This is a genomic window from Paenibacillus sp. p3-SID867, from assembly GCF_025142895.1.
Lineage (GTDB): Bacteria > Bacillota > Bacilli > Paenibacillales > Paenibacillaceae > Paenibacillus_AQ.
The window spans coordinates 363206-384952 of sequence record NZ_JAMBDM010000001.1; the positions used below are offsets into that span (position 1 = coordinate 363206).

Here is a 21747-nt window from a genome sequence, read left to right on the forward strand (position 1 = left end):
TATATATCAAATGATTTGTACTTTTTCGGCTGGTGGAGCTGGTAAATCATAAGGTGTTCATATTTGAATTCGTACTTTAAGTTAGCTCCAGCCATTCCGCAAGGAGCTCGTCACGACTCGCGGATAACAGCTCTCGGTCGTTCCAGCGCTGCTCGAGTTGCGACAGATCCGTATCCTCGTGTAAATCGCCGCCTTCTCTCTCAAGCCAGCCGTCAAGCTCCCGAATGCGGGTCTCAATACGAGCAATTTCCTCCTCCAACCATTCGGCCCTTTCAGCGGAAGAACGATCCGCATTTAATTTCTTGGTAAGCAGAGCAGGGCTATCCTTCGCTTGGGGCTTCGGCTCCGCCTTCTGTTTGGGGATACCCTCTCTCCCCGCTGATAAATCCCTTGTCTGAAGGTCAGCTTCAAGCCGTTCTTTCTTATCCCGGAAATCATCATAATTTCCATGATAGACCGTTAACTTCCCTTGATTTAAATCCCACACTTTGCGAGACACTTGATTCACGAAATAACGGTCATGGGAAATGGCAAGAACGGTCCCCGTATAACCCAGCAATGCATCCTCCAACGCTTCACGGGAGGCAATATCCAGATGGTTCGTGGGTTCATCCAGAAGCAGCAGGTTCGGCTTCTGATGGATGAGCAGCGCGAGTCTCAATCTTGTCCATTCCCCTCCGGACAGCTGCCCCACCGATCTGAATACGGCCGCGCCATAGAACAGATACCTTGCCAATATCCCTCGGGCTTCTCCCTCTTCAACTCCGGCCTTCTCCCGGAAATATTGGAGCACCGTTGCCTTCGGATTGTCCGGTTCCTCCTGCTGAGCCAAGTAACCGACATCGACACGCGAACCCCATTCAAGCAAACCGGAATCAGGCGTCAGCTCGCCCAACAGCACTTTAAAAAGCGTTGTTTTCCCGCTGCCGTTCGAGCCCATCAGCGCGATTTTCTCGCCGAATTCGATTAGACCGGATGCCCCCCTCAGCACCGCCTGTTTCCCATAGGAAACCTTAACTTGTTCAAAGTATGCCACGCGGCGGCCGGAACGATCCTGAGGATTCAGGTCAAAATCAGCCTGTCTTCGTTCCAGCACGGGTCGCTTGACCCGCTCCATGCGCTCCAATGCCCTTCTCATGGAGGCCGCGCGCTTGAAAAACTTCTCATTGCCGCCAATCCGGCCGAACTCTTCAAGCTGCTTGATGGATTCCTTCATCTTCTTGATTACTTTCTGCTGCTCTTGATATTCGGCGAACTGCTGCAGCAATCGCTCTTCCTTCTCTTTCATGAACGCGGTATAACCGCCATGAGCACTGAAAACTTCGCCATCTTCAATCTCTATCGTTTTGGACACAACCCGGTCCAGAAAATATCGGTCGTGAGAAATAATGACGCAAGTTCCCGGATATTCGCGCATGAATTCCTCCAACCATTCCGTGCGTGCTAAATCCAGATGGTTGGTTGGTTCATCGAGCAGGAGCAAATCCGGCTGTACAATTAGCTGCGATGCCAGCACGACACGTGTCTGTTCTCCACCCGATAACGAACCAAAGGCCAATCCGTACTCACTCTTGGGTATTTGCAGCCCGGTAGCGATTTTATCGATGCTTGCTTCCAGCTCATAGCCGCCCTCTGTTTCAAACCGTTCCTGAAGCGCTGAGTATTTCCGCAGCACTCGATCGAGCATCTCAGAATCTCCGGCGATGTCCGGGTCACTCATTTTTTCCTCAAGCCCTGTCATTTCCGCTCGGTAATCCTTCAAGTGACGCAATCCCTGTGCCAGTACATCCTGCACCGTCCATGTATCCATATGGCTCGGAATTTGCTCCAAATATCCGATTTTCGCCCCCTTCTTGATGGCCAGCAGCCCCTCGTTGGGCTGATCCAGACCCGCAAGCAGGCGCATCAGCGTCGACTTTCCGCTGCCGTTCCTTCCAATAAGCGCGACCTTCTCGCCTTCCTGTATTTCAAACGATATCTGGTCCAGTACCAGATGAGCACCGTGGTATTGCGTCAGTTTCTGTACATTGATCATATTCATTTTAGGTTTCCTCCTGTATGCTGCGAACAATTCTACTCGTTCGCCGAGCGTATAGATTAAGGAGAAGACCCGGACTGCAAACGCAAAAAGGGCCCACAGAGCAAGCTCCGCAGACCCTTAAGAATAGTAAGCCTCAATAGGCTTAATCCGTGTAGGCAGGCAGGTGACTTCTCGCGATGGTACAAACCGTATCATTAAAATTGGACAGACCTCTCCCGTTGTAGAGAAATGCATGAACAATGCCAGCCATAGCTATAGGCAGCTGGCTAATACGGTTGTTAACCATCTCGATATTCATCCTGCTCACCTCCTTCATTAAAGTTATCGTCACTATAACATATCCATGGTTTGGATGGCAAGAGAAATAGCCCCACAAAGTGGAGCCTATGCTTCGATGCTTATTCCAAATGCTTTGCGGGGACCCCAAAACCTATAAATGCAAAAAGGGACCGCTAGCGGCCCCTTAAAATCGTCAACAGTTCTTCCATATCATCCGGCATCGGTGCCGAAAACTCCATGTACTCCCCCGTAGAGGGATGGACAAAACCCAAAATGGCGGCGTGAAGCGCCTGACCGTTTAATTTAATCCCCTTGCTCTTGCCGTAAACAGGATCACCTACGAGAGGATGGCCGATATACTTCATATGCACGCGGATTTGATGCGTACGTCCCGTCTCCAGCTTCAGCTCGAGAAGACTGTAATCCCCGAACCGTTCCACTACGGTAAAATGAGTCACCGCATGTTTGCTGTTCCGGTCCGTGACGGTATACAGTTTACGATCCTGCGCGTCGCGGCCGATCGGAGCGTCAATGGTGCCTTGATCATGACTGATGTTGCCGTGCACCAAGGCCAAGTAACGGCGGTTCACGCTGTGATCCTTCAGCTGGGCGGCAAGAGAAGCATGAGCTTTATCATTCTTCGCTGCCATAATCAGACCGGTCGTATCCTTGTCAATCCGATGAACGATGCCGGGGCGAAGCTCCCCATTAATGCCCGATAAGTCGTTGCAGTGAAACATCAACGCATTCACAAGCGTCCCTGACGAATGTCCCGCAGCCGGATGGACCACCATCCCTCGAGGTTTATTCACAACAATGACATCCGCATCTTCATACGCGATCTCAAGCGGGATATCTTCCGGAATAATCTCTACTGCCGATGGCTCAGGAATTTTCAGCAGGATGCGGTCACCCTGACTCACCTTGTAATTGGACTTAACCGGACCTTCATTCACGAAAACATGTCCATCCGTAATCCATAACTGCACCTGGGAGCGCGAGACATCCTCACCGAGGTTCTCCGTTATGTATTTATCTATACGGGTTTTGGCAGATTCGGCATCCACCGTCCATTCGAAAGCTTCCGCTTCGTGCCCCGTCTCACCTGTCCATTCCGGACCTGTATCCATACCGTCTTGCAACATTATTCATTCCCTTCTGTGCCAGAAACTTCACTTGTTGTCTTTATCTTCTCGCGTCTTCCTTCCAGAAGCGTGTCCAATATGATCAATCCCACACCGATGACGATACAAGAATCGGCAATATTAAAAATCGGGAATGTGTAGCTGCCAAAATTAAATTGCAGGAAATCGACAACCTCCCCCATCAACAAGCGATCGATGAAGTTTCCGAGTGCCCCGCCAAGCACAAGCGCAAGAGCGGTCGGCAGCAGCTTCCGTCCTTCCTTCGATACCTTCCGCAGGTACCAGACAATTCCGCCCACAACGATTAGCGTCACAATAATGAAGAACCATAATTGATCCTGCAGTATGCCAAACGCGGCTCCACGGTTTCGGCTGGACGTAATGAGGAAGAAGTCTCCAATCACAGGGATCTGTTCATACATCTCAAGGTTCGAAGCAATCAAGTACTTGGTTCCCTGATCGATAAGAAATAAAACAAATGCAATCAAATAATACACCACTTGTTTATGTCACTCCGTTCTTGTCTTCTCCAATCAGGCGATCACCTCGCTGATTGGTCCGTAACTCGTCTTATTGTAGCACAGCGGCTCAGAAATCGTCCATTCCTGTCCAGTGGCGAGAACATTTTCCGTCAGTAAAACCATCTCAATGGGTGCACTCTATACACATGAACCAGAAGGTCAACTTCGGACCATGAAAGGAGCCTGACATGTCGCATCTAACTCAGGAGCAACTCAATAATTTACAACAAAAGCTGATGGATCGAAAGGTTGAGCTTGAACGGCGCATGGTATATAACGACCAGCATGGGCTGGGGGAATCAGAGCGAGATATGACCGGCGAGCTGTCCCATATTGATAACCATCCCGGGGACTTGGCAAGTGAGATGTTTGAACGAGAAAAAGATCTTGCCCTTCAGGATAGGGTGGATCAGGAGCTGCAGCGGGTTATTTTTTCGCTTGAAGCGATTCATCACGGCCGTTACGGCGTGTGTCTTACCTGCGGCCAGCCGATTCCATACGAACGGTTGGAGGTTCTCCCGGACACACAATATTGTGTAAAGGACACGCCTCGTGAACGAGTCTCCCGCGATCGTCCGGTTGAGGAGGAAGTCCTTGCTCCCGTTTTTGGAAAATCGAGTATGGATGAGCATGAATATGCTGCATTTGACGGCGAGGATGCTTGGCAGATCGTTGAAAGCTGGGGGAACTCCAACTCCCCTGCGCTGGCGGAAGGCAACGAAATTGACAGCTATAACGAGATGGATATCGAGAATGGCGATGATCAAGGCGGATTTGTTGAAGTGTATGAAAATTTCGTTGCAACCAATATCGATGGCTCCGAAGTGTTTATCGTACGAAGCCCGCAATATGTCGATTACCTAAACCGGGGCGAAGGAAGCTATCTGCTTGATCCCCATGGCGATCCTGATGATGATAATGAATCCTTCAGCTAAATAAGCGTTTACGACCGGCAGCATATTATGAAATCTCAGCGGCTGCCGGGCATTACATATTCATATAGATCACTCACGTCAGCTCAAGCTGACGCTGAACGATCCGGACAATATCTGCAATGTAGTCGCCGATAATAGGCAAATTCAATGCACCAAGTGCCTGAAGGACATATATAATGGTCGCAGCAAAAAAGGTAAAGCCAATCGCGATTCCCACACCGCGGGCCGACCCGGCCAGCAAATTGGTCCAAATCAACTTCCATGGGCGGTTCAGCAGCTGGGTATACTCCGCGATCCGAGCCTTCTCCAGCTGCTGTGCTATGTCCGTGGTCATGCGGTGTATGGCGCGCAATTGGTCCCGCTCTTCCTCAAGTGATTTTTTTTGTTCAGTTGGCACCCCAGCATCCGGCTTCTCCGCCATTTCTTCCGCCCCTTTGCCTAAACTAATCGACTTCAAATTATAGACCCAGAGCAGCTACATTACCTTGTATGCTCGGAATCTGCTTACCATTACATATCAATTCGCTGATTATTATGCATCTATGGGAAGCATCTCATTCGTTTGTGAGAATACCCTTAGGTATTCGATATTTTTTATAAAATACAAAAAAATACTGCCCCTGTTGATAAGGGCAGTATTTTTTAACCAATTTATAACTTAGGCGATGTGGATGCCGATGGTTTTGCCGCCAAGCTCAACCCGCTCCATCCCTTCGCTTTGTCCGAATTGCAAATTGTTCACAAGGACATTCTCGCGCAGCACATCTTCAAATGCGGTGATCGCAACTTTAAGCTCTTCATCCGTATCGAGCGTCAAGTTCACCCGCTTCTCGATCGGCAGGTCCAGCTTCTTGCGCGTATCCTGTACGGCACGCACCACTTCGCGAACCCAGCCTTCCTGCTCGAGCTCCGGCGTGATATCCGTATTAAGCGCCACGGTTAAACCATAACCTGAAGCGGATGCAAAGCCTTCCTTCGCCTTCTTCTCCACCAGCAGCTCTTCGGACGTGATCTGTAATTCTTCACCTTCCGGCGATGTCACGTTCACGCCGCCCGTTTGGACCACCTTGCGGGTCTCGTCACTGCTCATGCCTTTCAGGAACCCTTGCAGGAAGCCGATATTTTTACCGTATTTCTTGCCTGCAATCTTTAGGTTCATTTTCAGCGTGAAATCAACGAAACCACTGTCGCTGGTCTCCACCTCAATCGCTTTGACGTTGATCTCATCCTTGATGATGTCTTCATATCCCGCGAGATCAAACTCGCGATCCATGGATACGATGAGCTCAGACAGCGGCTGGCGCGTTTTGATCCCGGTCTCGTTGCGGACGTTGCGCGCAAGCTCTACGATCTGTCTAGCCGTCTCCATGTCCTGCTCGAGCGCCTTGTCGATCAACGCTTCGTCGGCTTGCGGGAAGTCGGCCAGATGCACGCTCTCACCGCCGCCCAAGTTGACGAAGATATCTTCGGACAGCATCGGCGTGAATGGTGCCATCAGCTTGGAGAGGGTCAACAGCACGTGCGTAAGCGTCCCGTATGCGGCCAGCTTATCCTCCCCGAGTCCGCTGCCCCAGAAACGGTCGCGCGAACGGCGGATATACCAGTTGCTCAGCTCATCCACGTAAGCTTCGATTGCTTTGGCCGCGTTCAGGAAATCATTCACGGCCAGTCCCTTGTCAACCACTTGAATCAAGCTGTTCAGTCGGGACAGAATCCAGCGGTCCAGCTTGTGGTTCGATCCCTTGAAGTCATGCTCCTTCGGATCATAGCCATCGATGCCGGCATACAATGTCAGGAACGCATGGGTGTTCACCAGCGTATCGACAACCTTGGATTTGGCTTCGCCGACGATTCCTTTCGAAAAGCGTTTGCTGTTCCATGGTGCACTGTCAGCGAGCAGCGCCCAACGGAACGCATCTGTGCCGTACTCTTCGATGATTTCCCAAGGATCGATGACGTTGCCCTTGGATTTGGACATCTTCTGTCCGTTTTCATCAAGAATATGTCCTGTGGCCATAACCGCTTTATAAGGCGCTTTACCCGTAAAGAGAGTCGATACGGCAAGCAAGCTGTAGAACCATCCGCGCGTCTGGTCGATCCCTTCGCAGATCATATCAGCAGGATACTGCTGTTCGAATTTCTCCTTGTCTTCGAATGGATAATGGTATTGCGCATACGGCATCGATCCGCTGTCAAACCATACGTCGATGACTTCCGAGGTCCGTTCCATGACGCCGCCTTCACAGTGAGGGCATTTCACTTTCACTTCATCCACATACGGCTTATGCAGCTCCAGATCCTCCGCTACCTCGCCTACGGCGTTAGCCCGAAGCTCCGCAATGCTGTGCGGCGAGAATTGCCCTTCACAAGAATCGCAGACCCATACGTTAAGCGGTGTTCCCCAATAACGGTTCCGGCTAATATTCCAATCTACCAGATCTTCAAGGAACTTGCCGAAGCGGCCTTCGCGCACATGGCCCGGATACCAGGTGACCTCATTGTTGTTCGCGATCAACTGATCCTTAACCGCTGTCGTTTCGATAAACCAGCTCTCCATCGCATAATAGAGCAGCGGGGATTTACAGCGCCAGCAGAAAGGATAGCTGTGCTCGTATTTCTCCTTGCTGTACAGAAGTCCTTTTTCAGACAATGCCTTCACGATGTCCAGATCGCAATCCTTCACGAAGCGTCCGGCAAAATCCGTCACTTCGTCGGTATAACGGCCTTGGCCGTTCACCACACTCACGAAGCTGATGCCATTCTCGCGACATACCCGATAGTCATCTTCACCGTGCGCAGGAGCCATATGCACAATCCCCGTACCGCTTGCATCGGTAACAAAGGATGCGCCGACGATGAGATTCGCTTTTTCCGCTTTTACAAACGGGAACGGAGGATCGTAAGTCTTGCCGACCAGCTCGGAACCTTTGAGTGTGGACAGAACGGTAAAGTCGCCCTTCATGACATCCTCTACCAGATTCTTCGCCACGATATAGATGCCGTCCTCCTGCTCGACGCGGGCGTAATCCATATCGGGATTCACAGCCAGTGCCACGTGGGATGGAAGCGTCCAAGGCGTCGTTGTCCATGCCAGTACATACTCTCCGCCGTCATGCAGCTTAAATTTCGCCGTTGCGCTAAGGTCTTTAACATCCTCATAACCTTGCGCCACCTCGTGGGAGCTGAGCGTAGTCTGACAGCAAGGACAGTATGGGCTCACGCGATGACCGCGGTACAGAAGGCCTTTATCATGAATCGTCGCCAGAATGTTCCATACACTCTCGATATAGTTGTTCTCAAGCGTGATGTAGGGATGATCCAGATCGGTCCAATAAGCAATTGCCTCGGTCAGCTCGCGCCACTTGTGCTCATATTCAAATACGCTGGCTTTGCATTTTTTGATAAAAGCTTCAACGCCATAATTCTCGATCTCCTGCTTGCCGGAGATGCCTAGCTGCTTCTCTACGCCAAGCTCAACCGGAAGCCCGTGCGTATCCCAGCCCGCTTTCCGAACGACATGGTAGCCCTTCATCGTCTGATAACGGCCCACAAAATCCTTGATGACGCGGCCAAGGACGTGACCGATGTGCGGCGCACCGTTAGCGGTCGGCGGACCTTCGTAGAATACATAATTCGGCTTGCCGGCCCGCAGCTCGATTGATTTCTTGAACGTGTTCTCCTCGTTCCATTTGTTCAAGATGCGCAGCTCTCTGGCCCGCGCCTTCTCCTTGACGTCTACTCTGTTCATACAGATCTTCCTTTCACTCTTTTTCGAGGTTGTTCAAAAAGTCCGATTTTGATAAGAAACCCTCTATCCCAGGCCACTTCAAAAATGAGCGTCCGCGATGCATAGGTAGGTTTTCTTGCGATATAGAATTTCATCAGTTCCACTGATAACTCATAAATTCTATATCTAACACGAAGTGAATCAAGAAGCAACTCGGCATCGAATCTTGAATTCAGCCGGGCCTAAGTAGTAGCTTCCGAAGTATGTTTCCTACGGAAACATTTCAGGTGCTCACGTACAAACTACGTACGCTCCGCTCCTCAATCCCTAGCTTCATCCAACTAAAGCGTTTTGAAAAAACGCACATTGGAAGCATAAGCTTCGGTGCTGAAAACCGACCTTTTTGAACTCGCCCTTTTTCGTAAATGTTCTGTGAAAATAAAAAAAGGCCTCATCCCCCAAGGGACGAGAACCTGTTCTCGCGATACCACCCTAATTTCGCACGGCCGACTTCAAATGGAAGTCTGCTCTAGCGACACCTCAATGTCCATGCCTGTTCGTAATAGGCAAGGTCCGATGTAACGTTCGGCTGACGGTTCAGCTTACGCACGCGGTTAAACGCTTCAGCTTCACTTCTCCGGGATGATCTTCTGCTTGGTCTGAACGCCGGGCTTTCAGCAACTGCCGGCTCTCTGAGGGACAGATCCTTCGCGTACTATTCCCATCAACGAATGGTTGTATGAATCAACAATATGTTATTAGTTATAGACTCTTTCGCGGAAAAAGTCAACCGGTACCCGCCTAGTATACTTCTTTTGGTTCAAGACTCGGTTCCCGGTTCTCGAGCGTCTCCCAGCCTTCTTGTTTCAACAGCTCCAGCTGCGCCTCAACCAGGGAACGGAAGCGGGTGCGGTAGATGGAAGCCTGCTTCTTCAGTTCTTCAACCTCAAGCGCGATTTTGCGGGATTTACCGAGCGCATCATTAATGATCCGGTCCGCATTCTTCTCGGATTCCTTAATGATCAGCTGGGCTTCCTTCTTCGCGTTGTTCTTCAGCTCATCCGCCGCCTCCTGAGCGACAATGATGGTCTTAGACAAGGTTTCCTCAATATTCGAAAAATGATCCAGTCTTTCTTGCATCGCAATAAGCTGGTTGCCCAACTCTTTGTTCTCCCGGATCACACTTTCATAATCCTTAATAATCTGATCCAAAAACTCGTTGACCTCGTCCTCATCATAACCCCGAATTCGACGAGCAAATTCCTTGTTATGTATATCAAGCGGCGTCAATGGCATGGTGTGCACCTCCTAAATATATGGGCCTTACAGGACGGTTCATCCGCTGTGTTAGCCAAACCACCCGTCCGTGAAGACAATAGCGGTCATTTACGATTTATCGGTAAATCCATTGTTATTTTGAATGACACTTTGTACTCATTCGACAAAAAAACGGCAATTCCTTCAAAGGTCAGGCATATTTCCCAACCTTGATACGGTACCGCCCTTTTTTCGTCAGGCTTCCTGTCTCCAAAACTTTAAACCGTCCAAAGCCTTGGATGGAAACGACATCGCCTTCTTTTAAATTCGTTGAGGGGTCCTCTTCCACTTTCCAGTTCACGCGGCATCGGCCAGCCTTGATCGGCACCACGATTTTCGTCCGGCTGATTCGATATGCATCGCTGGCGATTCCGTCCAGTCTCATGGAAGATACCGTAATATCCATCGCTTCGAAATTCGTGCGGGCAACCTCAAGCTTGTCCAGCGGCAGCAGCTCCGTCATCACATGCACCCGGTGGACCTGGCTGAGATTCAGATGGAGAAACGCGCTGATATCGTCCGCAACGACCGCATGGCAGCCGTCCGCGAGCACATGGATGTCACCAATCTTCGATCTCTTAATGCCAAGACCCAAAATCGAACCCATGTAGTCGCCATGCTCAAGCTCCAGAAACTTCTGATCTCCGGAAGAAATGCTGAGCACCTTCATCTTGAAATCCTCGCCTTCAAGCGCTCGGTAATCCGGAGCGATCCACGCCCGGACGCGTTCTGCATCAGCATGTCCACCATCAAACATGGCATGCACATCCGGATGACGATTCACAAGCGATTCCAGAATGAATCGCTGGCGAGGATCCAGAAAATCCGTCAGTTTCGCTTCATGATATTGTCCGGCATTGACAACCCACTCCCAAGCCCGGTCCACAAACTCCCGTTCATCCTTGTGAAAATGATCGTAGATGTCCAGTTTCATCGCTTATTCACCCAAGGAGATAGCCGAGAATCGCGTATACGCCTCGCTCCGCTAACTGGAGCACAAACAATGCAACAATTGGTGAAATGTCGATCATGCCCATAATCGGGGGGATGAACCTACGGAAAGGCGCCAGATAAGGCTCTACCAGCTTGCCGAGCAGCTCGCCGACAAAGCTTTCCCTCACATTCGGAAGCCATGACATCAAAACATAAACTAAAATCATGTAGAAGTAAATACGGAATAGCGTGCTAACAACGCTAATAATTTCGTAGGTCAAAGCCTAAATCACCTCATTCTGTTATATTCATGCTCGTCTGCTAGAATCTCCGAGATCGAACCTTGGATCTCCACGGTATCCGGCGTGCATAGGAAGATGTTCCCGCCCACCTTCGAGATTCCGCCGCTAAGCGCATACACGGTTCCGCTGAGAAAATCGATAATGCGCAGCGCCTGATCATTCCTCACACGCTGCAGGTTGACCACAACCGTTCGGAATGACCGCAGATGATCTGCAATCTCCTGTGCTTCATCATATGAACGAGGCTCCACTAATACAACCTTCACGTTCTTCTGTGAATGAATGCTTACGATATTTCCGCTCTTTTGGTTCTTCCGATGATCAAACGGCGTTGCCTCCACCGGCTCTTCCTGCGAGGCCAGAACCTCGCGTTCCACAACTTCTTCTTCCTCTTGCAGTCCCAAGAAATTCATAAACCGGTTCATCACGCCCATCGTCAATCCTCCTCTTTCCCTACTAAAATCGAGCCGAGACGCACCCAGGTCGCCCCTTCCTCTATGGCTACTTCAAAGTCATTGGACATGCCCATGGACAATTCGGTCAATGGCTCCGCCGTAAGCGCCTGCTTGTTCAGCTCATCTCTTAGTTGTCTTAAACCACGAAATACAGGACGCGTCTGCTCCGCCGACGATTCGTATGGAGCCATGGTCATGAGTCCGGTCACCTTTACGTGTGAAAGACTGTTGATTTCCTTCAAAAACTCGGCTGCTTTCTCAGGAGGCAAACCATACTTGGATTCCTCGCCCGAGATATTGACCTGCATAAAGGCGGATACCTGCAGATTCAGCGCAGCAGCCCTCTTCTCCAGCTCATGGGCCAGAGACAAGCGGTCGAGCGAATGAATATATTGAAATTTATCAATGACATCCCGAACCTTATTGGTCTGAAGATGGCCGATGAAATGCCATGTGCCGCGGTTTCCAAGAGCGTTCCACTTCGCCTGGGCATCCTGCCAGCGGTTCTCGCCGATATGCAAAAGTCCGTGATCCAGTACCGAAGCTGTCATATCCAAGGAGACATATTTAGTAACCGCAATGATATTTACATCCGTCCGGTTCCTGCCGCTTCTTGCGCAAGCCTCCGTGATTCGCTGTTCCACTTGATCGATACGTTCCTTCAAACTCAAGGGACGACTCACCTCTTTCTCATCCCGATCCAGCTTGCCATACGACCCGTTGTCCCTCCATCTTTACGATAAGAGAAGAACAGATCATGATTGCAGCTTGTACACCATGATGTACATTCGATATGTTCCGCCAATATTCCTGCTTTAATCATAATGTGTCTGTTTATTTCTTTCAAGTTCAGCATGTATTTCCCGTGTCCCTTGTCGATATAAAAAGCTGAATTTGTAACTTTCTCGGATGTGAATTCCTCGATTCCGATATCGCGGACACGATCCATGACCCGATCATCCACCTCGTAGCAGCACTCGCTTATGGATGGACCAATCGCTGCGTGAATGTGCTGGGGCAAGCTTCCGTATTCCACAACCATCCTGTCGACCATTTTCTCAGCGATGCTTCCCACGGTCCCCTTCCAGCCAGCGTGTGCCAAACCGACAGCAGCCGTAACCGGATCCCAAAAATAAAGCGGCACGCAGTCCGCGTAGAAGGACGTCAATAAAACGCCGGGAACATCGGTTACAAGTCCATCCGTATTTTGAAAAGCCGAGGCTCGGTCCAAACTCCCTCTGCCCCTGTCATTATCATGAACCACGCCAATCTGAACATCATGGACCTGTTCACCGCAAGTCCAGTCTTCCAGAGAAAAACCCAACGCCGCAGCAGTTCGTTTCCGGTTCTCTACAATGTCGCCCGGCTCGTCTCCGACATGAAAGGCCAAATTCAAACTATCATAGGGGGCTCGGCTTACGCCGCCATGCCGGCCTGTGAAGCCGGCCGTGAGTGCGGCGCTTCCTGATCCCCCACTCCATTTTTCAAGCACAAACAGACTCGGTGTCTGCTGATCTTGTCTAACAAACGGTTCCATGCGCATCCCACCTCTATGACCAGTGTAACAGAAAACCCACGCCGGAGACACATTAACCGGATCCGTCTGTTTAGAAGGATCGCCGGTCCGGCCGGTCTAGGTATTCCACCGATTCCTGATCATCGGGCGTTCTTCGCAATTCCTCCATTTTGACAAGGACGACATCCGAGCCAATCTTGACGATATTCCGCCACGGAATGATCAGGTCGCTCCCGCCGCCGAACAGCCCCATAAATTTACCGTAACTTGGCACCACAATCGCTTCAATCCGGCCCTGCCGCAAGTCCAGCTCCAGATCGCTGATCTGTCCGAGCCGTTTGCCATCAATGATATTAATAACATCCTTCGTTTGAAAATCAGAAATTTTCATCTTTTTCCCCACCATTTGATTATCAGGTATCATAAGCATCACACCTTAGATGTATTTGAAGGTTTGCCGTCCATCATCTTCAATCCATATCCCTCTGTTCAATATATGAGCCGCTTAGGTAAAATAGCTTATCTAAAATTAAAAAAACGATCCCATAAACGGGATCGTTATCTGTTCGTTTGATTGCTGGTCTTCTTACGTTTTGACGTGCTTCTGCATCTGCTTGATCGCTGACTTCTCCAGGCGGGACACTTGAGCTTGGGAGATGCCGATTTCATCCGCAACCTCCATCTGGGTCTTGCCTTCATAAAACCGCATGGATAAAATCATTTTCTCGCGTTGTCCGAGCTTGTGCATCGCTTCCCGGAGCGCAATTTCCTCAATCCAGGACACATCTTTGTTCTTATCATCACTGATTTGATCCATCACATAAATCGGATCGCCACCGTCATGATAAATCGGCTCAAACAGCGAAACGGGATCTTGAATAGCATCTAGTGCAAAAACAACGTCTTCCTTGGGCACGTTCAGCGCTTCGGAAATTTCAAAAATCGTCGGTTCACGCGAGTTCGCATTTGTCAGCTGATCCCTGACCTGAAGTGCTTTGTAAGCAATATCACGCAGGGATCGGGAGACGCGAATCGGGTTATTGTCCCTTAAATATCGACGTATTTCTCCGATAATCATCGGTACGGCATAAGTGGAAAATTTAACATTTTGCGATAAATCAAAATTGTCGATGGCTTTCATCAATCCGATGCAGCCCACCTGAAACAGATCATCAACAAACTCTCCCCGATTGTTAAACCTTTGGATGACGCTGAGCACCAGTCTCAGGTTGCCGTTCACCAGTTTTTCTCGAGCCGATCGTTCATTGTTCTGCTGCAGATTATGAAACAGTTCCCTCATTTCCACATTCGTCAGAACAGGCAGTTTTGACGTATCCACACCACAAATTTCAACTTTGTTTCGCGTCATGATGACTAACCTCCCAAGGAGAAACATTACTGTACATTATCTCCGAGGGGGGCTATTTTATTCCTTACGATTTCCAGTTACACCATCTTGTTGAATTCTTTGCGGAGCCTCTTTATAATTCTCTTCTCCAATCGGGAAATGTAGGATTGTGAGATTCCAAGCAGATCTGCCACGTCTTTTTGAGTCTTTTCCTCACCGTCCTGAAGACCAAAACGAAGCTCCATAATCATGCGTTCCCGGTCGCTTAATTTATCCAGCGCTTTTTGCAGCAGCTTCCGGTCGACCTGCTCCTCGATATTACGGTAGATGGTGTCATTCTCGGTACCCAATACGTCGGACAAGAGCAATTCATTGCCGTCCCAATCGATATTCAGCGGTTCGTCAAAAGAAACCTCGCTGCGGGTTTTGTTATTCCGGCGCAAATACATCAAAATTTCGTTCTCAATACAGCGCGAGGCGTATGTAGCCAGCTTGATTTTTTTCTCCGGGTCAAACGTATTCACCGCCTTAATCAAACCGATGGCACCAATCGATACCAAATCCTCGATGTTAATGCCGGTGTTCTCGAATTTGCGGGCAATGTAAACGACCAGACGCAGGTTACGTTCGATAAGCATGGCACGGGTGGCTGCATCCCCGGTAGGCAGCTTCTTGAGCAAGAACTCCTCTTCCTCTTTCGTAAGCGGCGGCGGGAGCGCCTCGCTTCCTCCGATATAGTAGATTTCCTGACTCTTCAGGCCTAGCAAAAAAAGTACGCGATAATACTGCAGCTGCAATGCTAATCTCCATTTAACGGGCATCTCTTATCCTCCTAAACGTTTTCCCGTAGGGATAACTGGCTTCATAAACGTAATTTCAATTCTTCTAGTCCGGCATGCTCTGGAAATGTCATAAAGGTTTTCAAAGACTTATTCATGAGTCCGCCGTATTGATGGCAAACTCGAACACTATGAAAATGGCTTCATGGTTATCATCCTGCGTTCTTGGCTGCACCTGATTCCGGACCGGTTCCCCCATTGAGCGATGAAGCGTCCACCTCGGATTTGCAGCTTCCATCGGACACCGGCTTGTTTGAATTGGCATCCATCTTCGTCGTACCTTCTCCTTCCGTTAATGCCGGATGGATAATGGCCCTGTATGCCCTGTCACCCGAGAGCGTCCCGCCATCAAGACCAATCAACACCTTGGATGCCGAATATTCAAATCCTCCCAGTTCGATCCGTACCATGTCGGGCTTTAACGCAAGCATGAAAGCAGCCCCCCGGTTGACACCGCGATAGGGAACAAGCCGCAGACGGTCTTGCCATTCAAATTCCTCTGCCGCGAGCCCCATGATTAATTTGTCCGGTTCCCCCTCCATCAACTGTTTGCTCCATCCCTGAGGCAGGTGGGCTTCCCACAGTGCTGCTTCCATCACCATAACCGGCGTGCGGGTTAAGGGATCACTCAATTGGTTACCTGTATCGAGCAGCCCCACACAGGATATTTTGGCGCTGCCGATCCATACCGACACCTCTCCCAATAAGGCCTCCCGGTTCTCGGTTTTACGTTTCGTGGTCTGAACGGCTTTAAATCCGAATACAACTACAAAAAAGGTAATGCACGCAAACCAGAATCCCACCTTCAATTCAAACGATAGTCCTCCCGATGTCGTATACCATATCCCGCTAAACAGTTCTCCCGAATTTTGGACCAGGTAATGAACACCGATAATGCCTCCGGCCGCCGCAAAATTCACCATATAAAATGCTCCCAAATTTCGCAGATAACTCTGTAAGCTTGCAAAGCCGAAAGCAATCCATAACATGATCAACGAAAGTCCAAATTTGATGAGAAAAGTAAACAAAAATGAGAGTTGCGGGACAAACATCATGACGACATACAGTGCGCCTACCACAGAGGATAATACGAGTCTCCACCACCTTGGCTTGACCCTGCGCATCCAGGCGGTCAAAGCCAGCAACATGCCGTCAATGACGAGGTTTGCCAAAAATATGAGATCAATATAAACAACCAGGTTGTTCACCTGCCTAGTCGAAGAATCACTTCGGTTATCCTTCTGTTGTTTTCTGGGCAACGGGAGATGTTACTAGTATAAGAAGAATAGAATTCAAAGTCTGTCTAAACCTGTGGGCGGATTACAGACTTTTTTTGTCGATGAAGGGCAGTTTTTAGAGACCTGTACCAGGAGCAGCCTCTTAGCGTTATCGGCGATCTCTATCTTGGCAGGAAAGCTCGGGGAATATCCTTAATTTCCACAGTAATTGCTGATTGGACTTTCATTCGTGAAAGTGTGACAGCATTCAGCTGTTGGCCTTGTAAATGAAATAAAAGGAAGATAACGAGGCGTGGATATAAAAATAAGCCTGTCTTCATCATGATGACGAAGCACAGGCTTACCGTTATTAATCATTATTGCGGGAACGATTGCGAAGGAAAGTAGGAATATCAAGCTGATCATTGCTGCTCTGATTGCCAAACGGCTTCAGATTTACATTACTCTTGTCCGTTTCCGGCTGCTGTTGTTGCTGTTGTTCCCCTTGCGGCATTCCAGGACGACGTACCGGCGGGATTTGAACAGGTTTGCTCTCAAAGCCGGTAGCGATAACCGTTACCTTGATTTCATCCTTCATGCTTTCCTCAATGATCGCACCGAAGATCATGTTCACTTCCGGATCAGAAGCAGATGTTACAATCTCGGCCGCTTCATTCACTTCATACAAGGAAAGATTGGTCCCTCCCGTAATATTCATGATCACACCGCGAGCACCTTCGATAGAGGTTTCAAGCAGCGGGCTCATGATCGCCTTGCGGGCAGCCTCGGAGGCACGGTTCTCACCCGTAGCCAGTCCAATACCCATCAGAGCCGAGCCGCGTTCTGTCATGATCGTTTTCACGTCGGCAAAGTCAAGGTTGATCAGACCCGGTACTTGGATCAGATCAGAAATGCCCTGAACGGCCTGACGCAACACGTTATCAGCTTCTCGAAACGCTTCCAGCATCGGTGTCTTCTTATCCACGATCTCCAGCAAGCGATCATTCGGAATGACGATGAGTGTGTCCACTTTCTCTTTCAATGCTTCAATGCCAAGCTCCGCTTGGGAAGCACGCTTGCGTCCTTCGAACGTAAACGGACGAGTGACAACTCCAACCGTTAAAGCCCCGCACTCCTTAGCGATTTCAGCAATGACAGGTGCAGCACCCGTTCCGGTTCCGCCACCCATACCGGCCGTAACGAATACCATATCGGCACCCTTCAGGGTGTTCATGATCAAATCGCGGGATTCTTCCGCAGCCTTCTTGCCTACGTCAGGATTGGCGCCGGCACCAAGTCCGCGAGTGAGCTTGTCCCCGATTTGCAGTTTATGTTCGGATTTGGCAAGGTGGAGTGCCTGAGCATCCGTATTGACCGTAATGAATTCAACACCCTGCACACCATTCTCAATCATTCGGTTAACGGCGTTGCTTCCGCCGCCACCTACTCCGATTACTTTTATTTGAGCTAAGCTCTCCATTTCAAAATCAAATTCCAACATCTAATCCATCTCCCCCTCAATGTGCGTGGATGGCACGTCCACAGTCGAATGAATCCGCTATATAAACTCGCTGAACATCTTTTTCAAGCGTTCAATAAATCCCGGCTTCTGGCTGGTCTCCTGAGTTGCTGCGACAGGATTTTGCTGCTTAGCGCGGTTCACCGGTTTCTTGCTATTTCCGCTGCTGTTGTTGCTTCCTCCTGTATTGCGTACACGTACGTTCCGGATTGCATTATGGAGGATGCCGACTCCGCTGCAGTATCCCGGATCACGAACACCGATGAAATCGGGAACCGCAATCCGTACGGAAGTCGCCAGCTCATTTTGTGCCACCTGCAGCACACCAGGCATGGACATAGTGCCCCCAGTAAGTATATAACCACCAGGAAGCTCGCTGTAACCCAAGCGCTTAATTTCTTGGCGGACCAATTGGAAAATTTCCTGAACGCGAGGTTCTATGATAGCCGCCAGATCTTCCTGAGTGAACTCCTTGTCCACATTGCTTCCAATTCTTGTCACTTTAAACGTTACTTCGTGTGCGGCACTCTCGATCAGCGCGCATCCGTACTTCAGTTTAACCTTCTCTGCTTGATCCGTCAGCGTTCGCAGGCCATATGCAATGTCATTCGTCACGAAATCTCCACCAACCGGAAGCGTTGAAGTTGCAGCAATGCTGCCTCCCTCGAACACAGCCAACGTGGTTGAGCCCGCCCCGACGTCAACCAGCACCGAACCCATCGTTTTCTCATCCTTGGACAAGGCCAGCTGTCCGGCACCAAGCGGAATCAGCACCAGATCCTTCACTTTCAGACCTGATTTCTCCACACAACGTAACAGGTTATGTATTGCCGTTTTGGCGCCAGTAATAATCGTCGCTTCAACTTCCAGTCTTACGCCGATCATTCCTCGCGGATCAGAGATTCCTTCCAAACCGTCAACTACAAACTGTTTAGCAACCACATCGATAATTTCACGATCCGGAGGAAGCGCCACGACTTCCGCTGCTTTCAGCACGCGGTCGATGTCCTCTTCACCAATTTCGCGATCCTCGTTCGATACTGCCACAACTCCATGGCTGGATTGAAGTCCGATATGATTTCCAGAAATGCCGACATATACTTCGGATATTTGAATACCGACCATACGCTCCGCATGATCAACAGCGCTGCGAATGGATTGTACGGTCTGGTCGATATCTACAATTGCACCTTTGCGAATTCCCTCCGAGTCGGCAGATCCAACTCCAATAATATTAAAGGTTCCATTATTAACTTCCCCAATAATAGCACGAACTTTGGATGTACCGATGTCCAAACTAACAATGATGTCATTGTTGCTCAAGCCCTGGCACCTCCTGTTTTTAGCAAATTAATTTTGATTATAAAGAATACATTTCTACTTATTCAACACTCGCAGGTCTTTCCCTCTTTTTTCAACATTTTTTTTACTGCCAACATTTGCTATAACAGGCCGTAAAAGTCATTCAAAAAAGAGGAGCCGAAACAAGTTGTCAATACTTTCAATTGTACCATTTATTCCAATCCCTGAGTAGGGGGTTATTGCCCTTCTTCCGCGTCTTCTCCAACTTCTTCTACAAACGGCACGTAAGAGTCTGCTTCCAGCATCGTAATCACACCCGGCCGCTCCATTTCGGTAACCTGATTCAGATATTCTACTTTGTCACGGAGCAAGGAGACCGAAGTGATAACTTCGAATTTGGAACGTGTATACATCTTGATCCGATCCGGAAAAGATAGCGTCGGTGACGGCATGATTTCCGAGATATCGGAGGTCAGGCTGCCCGAAATCTCCGCAAGCACTTCACTAAGCACAGCCTTGTTGGGGTCGCCCGGATCCCAATTGGTCAAAATAGGTTTCTCAACGGCAATACCGCTCGCTGTAACCGGAACCGAGGTGCCGCTGGCCAGTATGGCTTGAAGTTCCCCGCTGTCAGACAGCTCGTAGGCCACCGTAGGATGTTCCGTCACCACGATGCTGACTTCGCCCGGAAAGCTCTTGACCACTTCAGCCGACTTAATCGTTCCGAGCTTCAGCAGGCGTTCCTGCACATCTTTCGGCTCAACGCCAAAGTACTGGTCTCCGATGTGGAGTCCGCTTTGCTTGATAAGCTGCTCATTGGTATTAAACGTATTGCCTGTAAAATGAATCTCGGTAACTTGGCTGACTGACGACCGGAAAAACAGAATCGTCAGCAGGGCTACGAACAGCAGCAAAAGTATCCATATGATTTTTTTGGCTGTTTTCGGTTTAGGCTTGTCCTGCTTCAGGACAGGCATATGTGTCTTGGACATATCCACTCTCTCCATAAAGACCTGTTATCCCCTCCTTGTTCGGAGGGGAAGCCCAGGACCTCAATTGGCTAAATCAAGCGGTTTTGGCACCGGAGATTGACGATAGATCCGAGCGCCTAAACCTTGGAACATGTTTTCAATACGATCATAACCGCGATCAATATGGTGAACTTGCTCCACCACGGTCGTTCCCTGCGCGGCCAAACCGGCAATGACGAGCGCCGCCCCAGCCCGAAGATCGGTTGCCTCCACCGTAGCTCCATAAATTCTCTGAACACCGCGTATAAACGCGTAGTTCAGATCCGTGGAAATGTCCGCCCCCATACGGGAGAGTTCCTCCACATGCTTGAACCGTCCTTCGAATACCGTCTCTTTCATCACGCTAAATCCGTCCGCCAAGGACAGCAGGACCATAACCTGAGATTGCAAATCAGTCGGGAACGAAGGATACGGTGAAGTCACGATACGTTCCACCGCTTTAGGACGGCTCATGCAGCTTATGTTTATTATATCATTGCATATACTGGTTTGAACACCGGCGCGCTTTAGCACATGTATAAGGGAAGTTAAATGAGATGGATTGGTCTTTGTAAGCGTTACACTACCGCGGGTGACGGCTGCTGCGATCATGACGGTGCCGGCAACGATCCGGTCCGGTATAATCTCGTACTCGCAAGGCTCCAGACGCTCCACGCCATGAATCGTAATGGTATCCGTTCCTGCGCCGATAATGTTCGCTCCCATCTTGTTCAGGAAATGCTGAAGGTCCTGAATTTCAGGCTCTCTGGCGGCATTGGTGAGCACCGTTGTGCCAAGCGCCGTTGCTGCTGCCATCATGATATTCTCCGTTGCCCCTACGCTGGCAAAATCCAGATGAATATCCGTTCCGACCAGCCGGCTTGCCCTGCAATGGATCTTATCGTTACTCTCTTCGATTTCCGCACCAAGCGCCTGCAGTCCCTGAAGATGGAGGTCGATCTTGCGTTCTCCGATCGCGCAGCCCCCTGGCTGATAGATCGTCACTTCACCAAAACGGGCCAGCAGAGGTCCCATCAAAAAGATGGAGGATCGCATCTGCTTCATTAAATCTTCCGGGACATGAAACGAATTGGCAGACGAGGTATCCACGGTTACCGTCTCCAGCTCATGCTTGCATTTGGAGCCAAGACGGCTGAGAATGCTGAGCATCACTTCAATATCCAGCAGGTGCGGGACATTGCTTAATCTCACAGTCCCTTCTGCCAGAAGACTAGCTGCTAGAATAGGTAAAGCTGCATTTTTTGCTCCATGGATACGAATGGTTCCAGATAGGGGCCTTCCACCCTCAATCACCAATTTGTCCAATGTATCACCTCCGAG

At 49.7% G+C, this 21747-nt stretch carries 21 protein-coding genes; 1 reads left to right on the plus strand and 20 read right to left on the minus strand.

The genetic code is table 11. The features are described from left to right. Nucleotides 1-76: 76 nt before the first annotated feature. The 4 genes from abc-f to lspA all read right to left on the minus strand — a co-directional run bounded on the left by abc-f (nt 77) and on the right by lspA (nt 3965). Nucleotides 77-2041, minus strand: a complete 1965-nt coding sequence (abc-f, locus tag M4D81_RS01760) for a ribosomal protection-like ABC-F family protein (protein WP_260064221.1) — start codon at nt 2039-2041, stop codon at nt 77-79. Nucleotides 2042-2183: 142 nt separating this feature from the next. Beyond that, the gene (locus M4D81_RS01765) at nt 2184-2339 is read right to left on the minus strand and encodes a hypothetical protein (protein WP_201259437.1); all 156 of its coding nucleotides are present in this window, start codon (nt 2337-2339) and stop codon (nt 2184-2186) included. 154 nt (nt 2340-2493) lie between these two features. Further along, complete coding sequence (locus M4D81_RS01770) at nt 2494-3465, minus strand: RluA family pseudouridine synthase (RefSeq protein ID WP_397376649.1); 972 nt, start codon at nt 3463-3465, stop codon at nt 2494-2496. Next, nucleotides 3465-3965, minus strand: coding sequence for a signal peptidase II (gene lspA / locus M4D81_RS01775; protein ID WP_071223002.1), 501 nt, complete (start codon nt 3963-3965; stop codon nt 3465-3467). Before lspA ends, M4D81_RS01770 begins: the two co-directional genes overlap by 1 nt. A 209-nt stretch (nt 3966-4174) precedes the next feature. Between lspA and M4D81_RS01780 the strand changes: the two genes are divergently transcribed. Then, the gene (locus M4D81_RS01780) at nt 4175-4921 is read left to right on the plus strand and encodes a TraR/DksA C4-type zinc finger protein (protein ID WP_260064223.1); all 747 of its coding nucleotides are present in this window, start codon (nt 4175-4177) and stop codon (nt 4919-4921) included. A 73-nt stretch (nt 4922-4994) separates the two neighbouring features. On the opposite strand, the gene M4D81_RS01785 is transcribed toward M4D81_RS01780, so the two are convergent. The 16 genes from M4D81_RS01785 to murA all read right to left on the minus strand — a co-directional run bounded on the left by M4D81_RS01785 (nt 4995) and on the right by murA (nt 21732). Continuing rightward, nucleotides 4995-5342: a DUF5665 domain-containing protein gene (locus tag M4D81_RS01785; protein WP_260064224.1), complete on the minus strand. Its 348-nt coding sequence runs from the start codon at nt 5340-5342 to the stop codon at nt 4995-4997. Nucleotides 5343-5579: 237 nt separating this feature from the next. Then, nucleotides 5580-8669: an isoleucine--tRNA ligase gene (ileS, locus tag M4D81_RS01790; RefSeq protein WP_260064225.1), complete on the minus strand. Its 3090-nt coding sequence runs from the start codon at nt 8667-8669 to the stop codon at nt 5580-5582. Between the two features lie 780 nt (nt 8670-9449). After that, on the minus strand, nt 9450-9944 hold the full coding sequence (locus tag M4D81_RS01795) for a DivIVA domain-containing protein (protein ID WP_071222998.1): 495 nt from the start codon (nt 9942-9944) through the stop codon (nt 9450-9452). 172 nt (nt 9945-10116) lie between these two features. Then, nucleotides 10117-10899: a YlmH family RNA-binding protein gene (locus M4D81_RS01800; RefSeq protein WP_260064227.1), complete on the minus strand. Its 783-nt coding sequence runs from the start codon at nt 10897-10899 to the stop codon at nt 10117-10119. Between the two features lie 7 nt (nt 10900-10906). After that, on the minus strand, nt 10907-11179 hold the full coding sequence (locus M4D81_RS01805) for a YggT family protein (RefSeq protein ID WP_220686033.1): 273 nt from the start codon (nt 11177-11179) through the stop codon (nt 10907-10909). An 8-nt stretch (nt 11180-11187) separates the two neighbouring features. Then, nucleotides 11188-11634: a cell division protein SepF gene (locus M4D81_RS01810; protein WP_009589651.1), complete on the minus strand. Its 447-nt coding sequence runs from the start codon at nt 11632-11634 to the stop codon at nt 11188-11190. 2 nt (nt 11635-11636) lie between these two features. Beyond that, on the minus strand, nt 11637-12326 hold the full coding sequence (locus M4D81_RS01815; RefSeq protein WP_260064230.1) for a YggS family pyridoxal phosphate-dependent enzyme: 690 nt from the start codon (nt 12324-12326) through the stop codon (nt 11637-11639). 8 nt (nt 12327-12334) lie between these two features. After that, nucleotides 12335-13192, minus strand: coding sequence for a peptidoglycan editing factor PgeF (gene pgeF, locus M4D81_RS01820; protein ID WP_260064231.1), 858 nt, complete (start codon nt 13190-13192; stop codon nt 12335-12337). Between the two features lie 70 nt (nt 13193-13262). Then, the gene (locus M4D81_RS01825) at nt 13263-13562 is read right to left on the minus strand and encodes a YlmC/YmxH family sporulation protein (RefSeq protein ID WP_233354800.1); all 300 of its coding nucleotides are present in this window, start codon (nt 13560-13562) and stop codon (nt 13263-13265) included. Nucleotides 13563-13757: 195 nt separating this feature from the next. Continuing rightward, nucleotides 13758-14540 (minus strand): RNA polymerase sporulation sigma factor SigG, encoded by a 783-nt coding sequence (gene sigG, locus M4D81_RS01830; protein ID WP_006209087.1) that lies wholly within the window; start codon nt 14538-14540, stop codon nt 13758-13760. A gap of 77 nt (nt 14541-14617) precedes the next feature. Further along, nucleotides 14618-15340: an RNA polymerase sporulation sigma factor SigE gene (gene sigE / locus M4D81_RS01835; protein ID WP_071222992.1), complete on the minus strand. Its 723-nt coding sequence runs from the start codon at nt 15338-15340 to the stop codon at nt 14618-14620. A 170-nt stretch (nt 15341-15510) separates the two neighbouring features. Further along, complete coding sequence (gene spoIIGA / locus M4D81_RS01840) at nt 15511-16557, minus strand: sigma-E processing peptidase SpoIIGA (protein ID WP_083397741.1); 1047 nt, start codon at nt 16555-16557, stop codon at nt 15511-15513. Between the two features lie 388 nt (nt 16558-16945). Beyond that, the gene (gene ftsZ / locus M4D81_RS01845) at nt 16946-18076 is read right to left on the minus strand and encodes a cell division protein FtsZ (protein ID WP_260064232.1); all 1131 of its coding nucleotides are present in this window, start codon (nt 18074-18076) and stop codon (nt 16946-16948) included. Nucleotides 18077-18133: 57 nt separating this feature from the next. After that, the gene (gene ftsA, locus M4D81_RS01850) at nt 18134-19417 is read right to left on the minus strand and encodes a cell division protein FtsA (RefSeq protein ID WP_009589690.1); all 1284 of its coding nucleotides are present in this window, start codon (nt 19415-19417) and stop codon (nt 18134-18136) included. A 215-nt stretch (nt 19418-19632) separates the two neighbouring features. Beyond that, entirely contained in the window at nt 19633-20388 is a 756-nt protein-coding gene (locus M4D81_RS01855; protein WP_071223069.1) for a cell division protein FtsQ/DivIB, read from the minus strand. A gap of 60 nt (nt 20389-20448) precedes the next feature. Continuing rightward, nucleotides 20449-21732 carry a UDP-N-acetylglucosamine 1-carboxyvinyltransferase gene (gene murA, locus M4D81_RS01860; RefSeq protein ID WP_071222989.1) on the minus strand — a complete coding sequence of 428 codons (1284 nt, stop codon included), beginning with the start codon at nt 21730-21732 and terminating at the stop codon, nt 20449-20451. Between the last annotated feature and the right edge of the window lie 15 nt (nt 21733-21747).

Bases quoted from the DNA above. Each gene is read 5' to 3' on its own strand.
- abc-f (WP_260064221.1), bottom strand. From the start codon at position 2,041: ATGAATATGATCAATGTACAGAAACTGACGCAATACCACGGTGCTCAT.
- M4D81_RS01795 (WP_071222998.1), bottom strand. From the start codon at position 9,944: ATGCCATTGACGCCGCTTGATATACATAACAAGGAATTTGCTCGTCGA.
- M4D81_RS01765 (WP_201259437.1), bottom strand. From the start codon at position 2,339: ATGAATATCGAGATGGTTAACAACCGTATTAGCCAGCTGCCTATAGCT.
- M4D81_RS01855 (WP_071223069.1), bottom strand. From the start codon at position 20,388: ATGTCCAAGACACATATGCCTGTCCTGAAGCAGGACAAGCCTAAACCG.
- sigE (WP_071222992.1), bottom strand. From the start codon at position 15,340: ATGCCCGTTAAATGGAGATTAGCATTGCAGCTGCAGTATTATCGCGTA.
- M4D81_RS01800 (WP_260064227.1), bottom strand. From the start codon at position 10,899: ATGAAACTGGACATCTACGATCATTTTCACAAGGATGAACGGGAGTTT.
- M4D81_RS01810 (WP_009589651.1), bottom strand. From the start codon at position 11,634: ATGGGCGTGATGAACCGGTTTATGAATTTCTTGGGACTGCAAGAGGAA.
- sigG (WP_006209087.1), bottom strand. From the start codon at position 14,540: ATGACGCGAAACAAAGTTGAAATTTGTGGTGTGGATACGTCAAAACTG.
- M4D81_RS01770 (WP_397376649.1), bottom strand. From the start codon at position 3,465: ATGTTGCAAGACGGTATGGATACAGGTCCGGAATGGACAGGTGAGACG.
- M4D81_RS01780 (WP_260064223.1), top strand. From the start codon at position 4,175: ATGTCGCATCTAACTCAGGAGCAACTCAATAATTTACAACAAAAGCTG.
- ileS (WP_260064225.1), bottom strand. From the start codon at position 8,669: ATGAACAGAGTAGACGTCAAGGAGAAGGCGCGGGCCAGAGAGCTGCGC.
- ftsZ (WP_260064232.1), bottom strand. From the start codon at position 18,076: ATGTTGGAATTTGATTTTGAAATGGAGAGCTTAGCTCAAATAAAAGTA.
- M4D81_RS01785 (WP_260064224.1), bottom strand. From the start codon at position 5,342: ATGGCGGAGAAGCCGGATGCTGGGGTGCCAACTGAACAAAAAAAATCA.
- M4D81_RS01825 (WP_233354800.1), bottom strand. From the start codon at position 13,562: ATGAAAATTTCTGATTTTCAAACGAAGGATGTTATTAATATCATTGAT.
- pgeF (WP_260064231.1), bottom strand. From the start codon at position 13,192: ATGGAACCGTTTGTTAGACAAGATCAGCAGACACCGAGTCTGTTTGTG.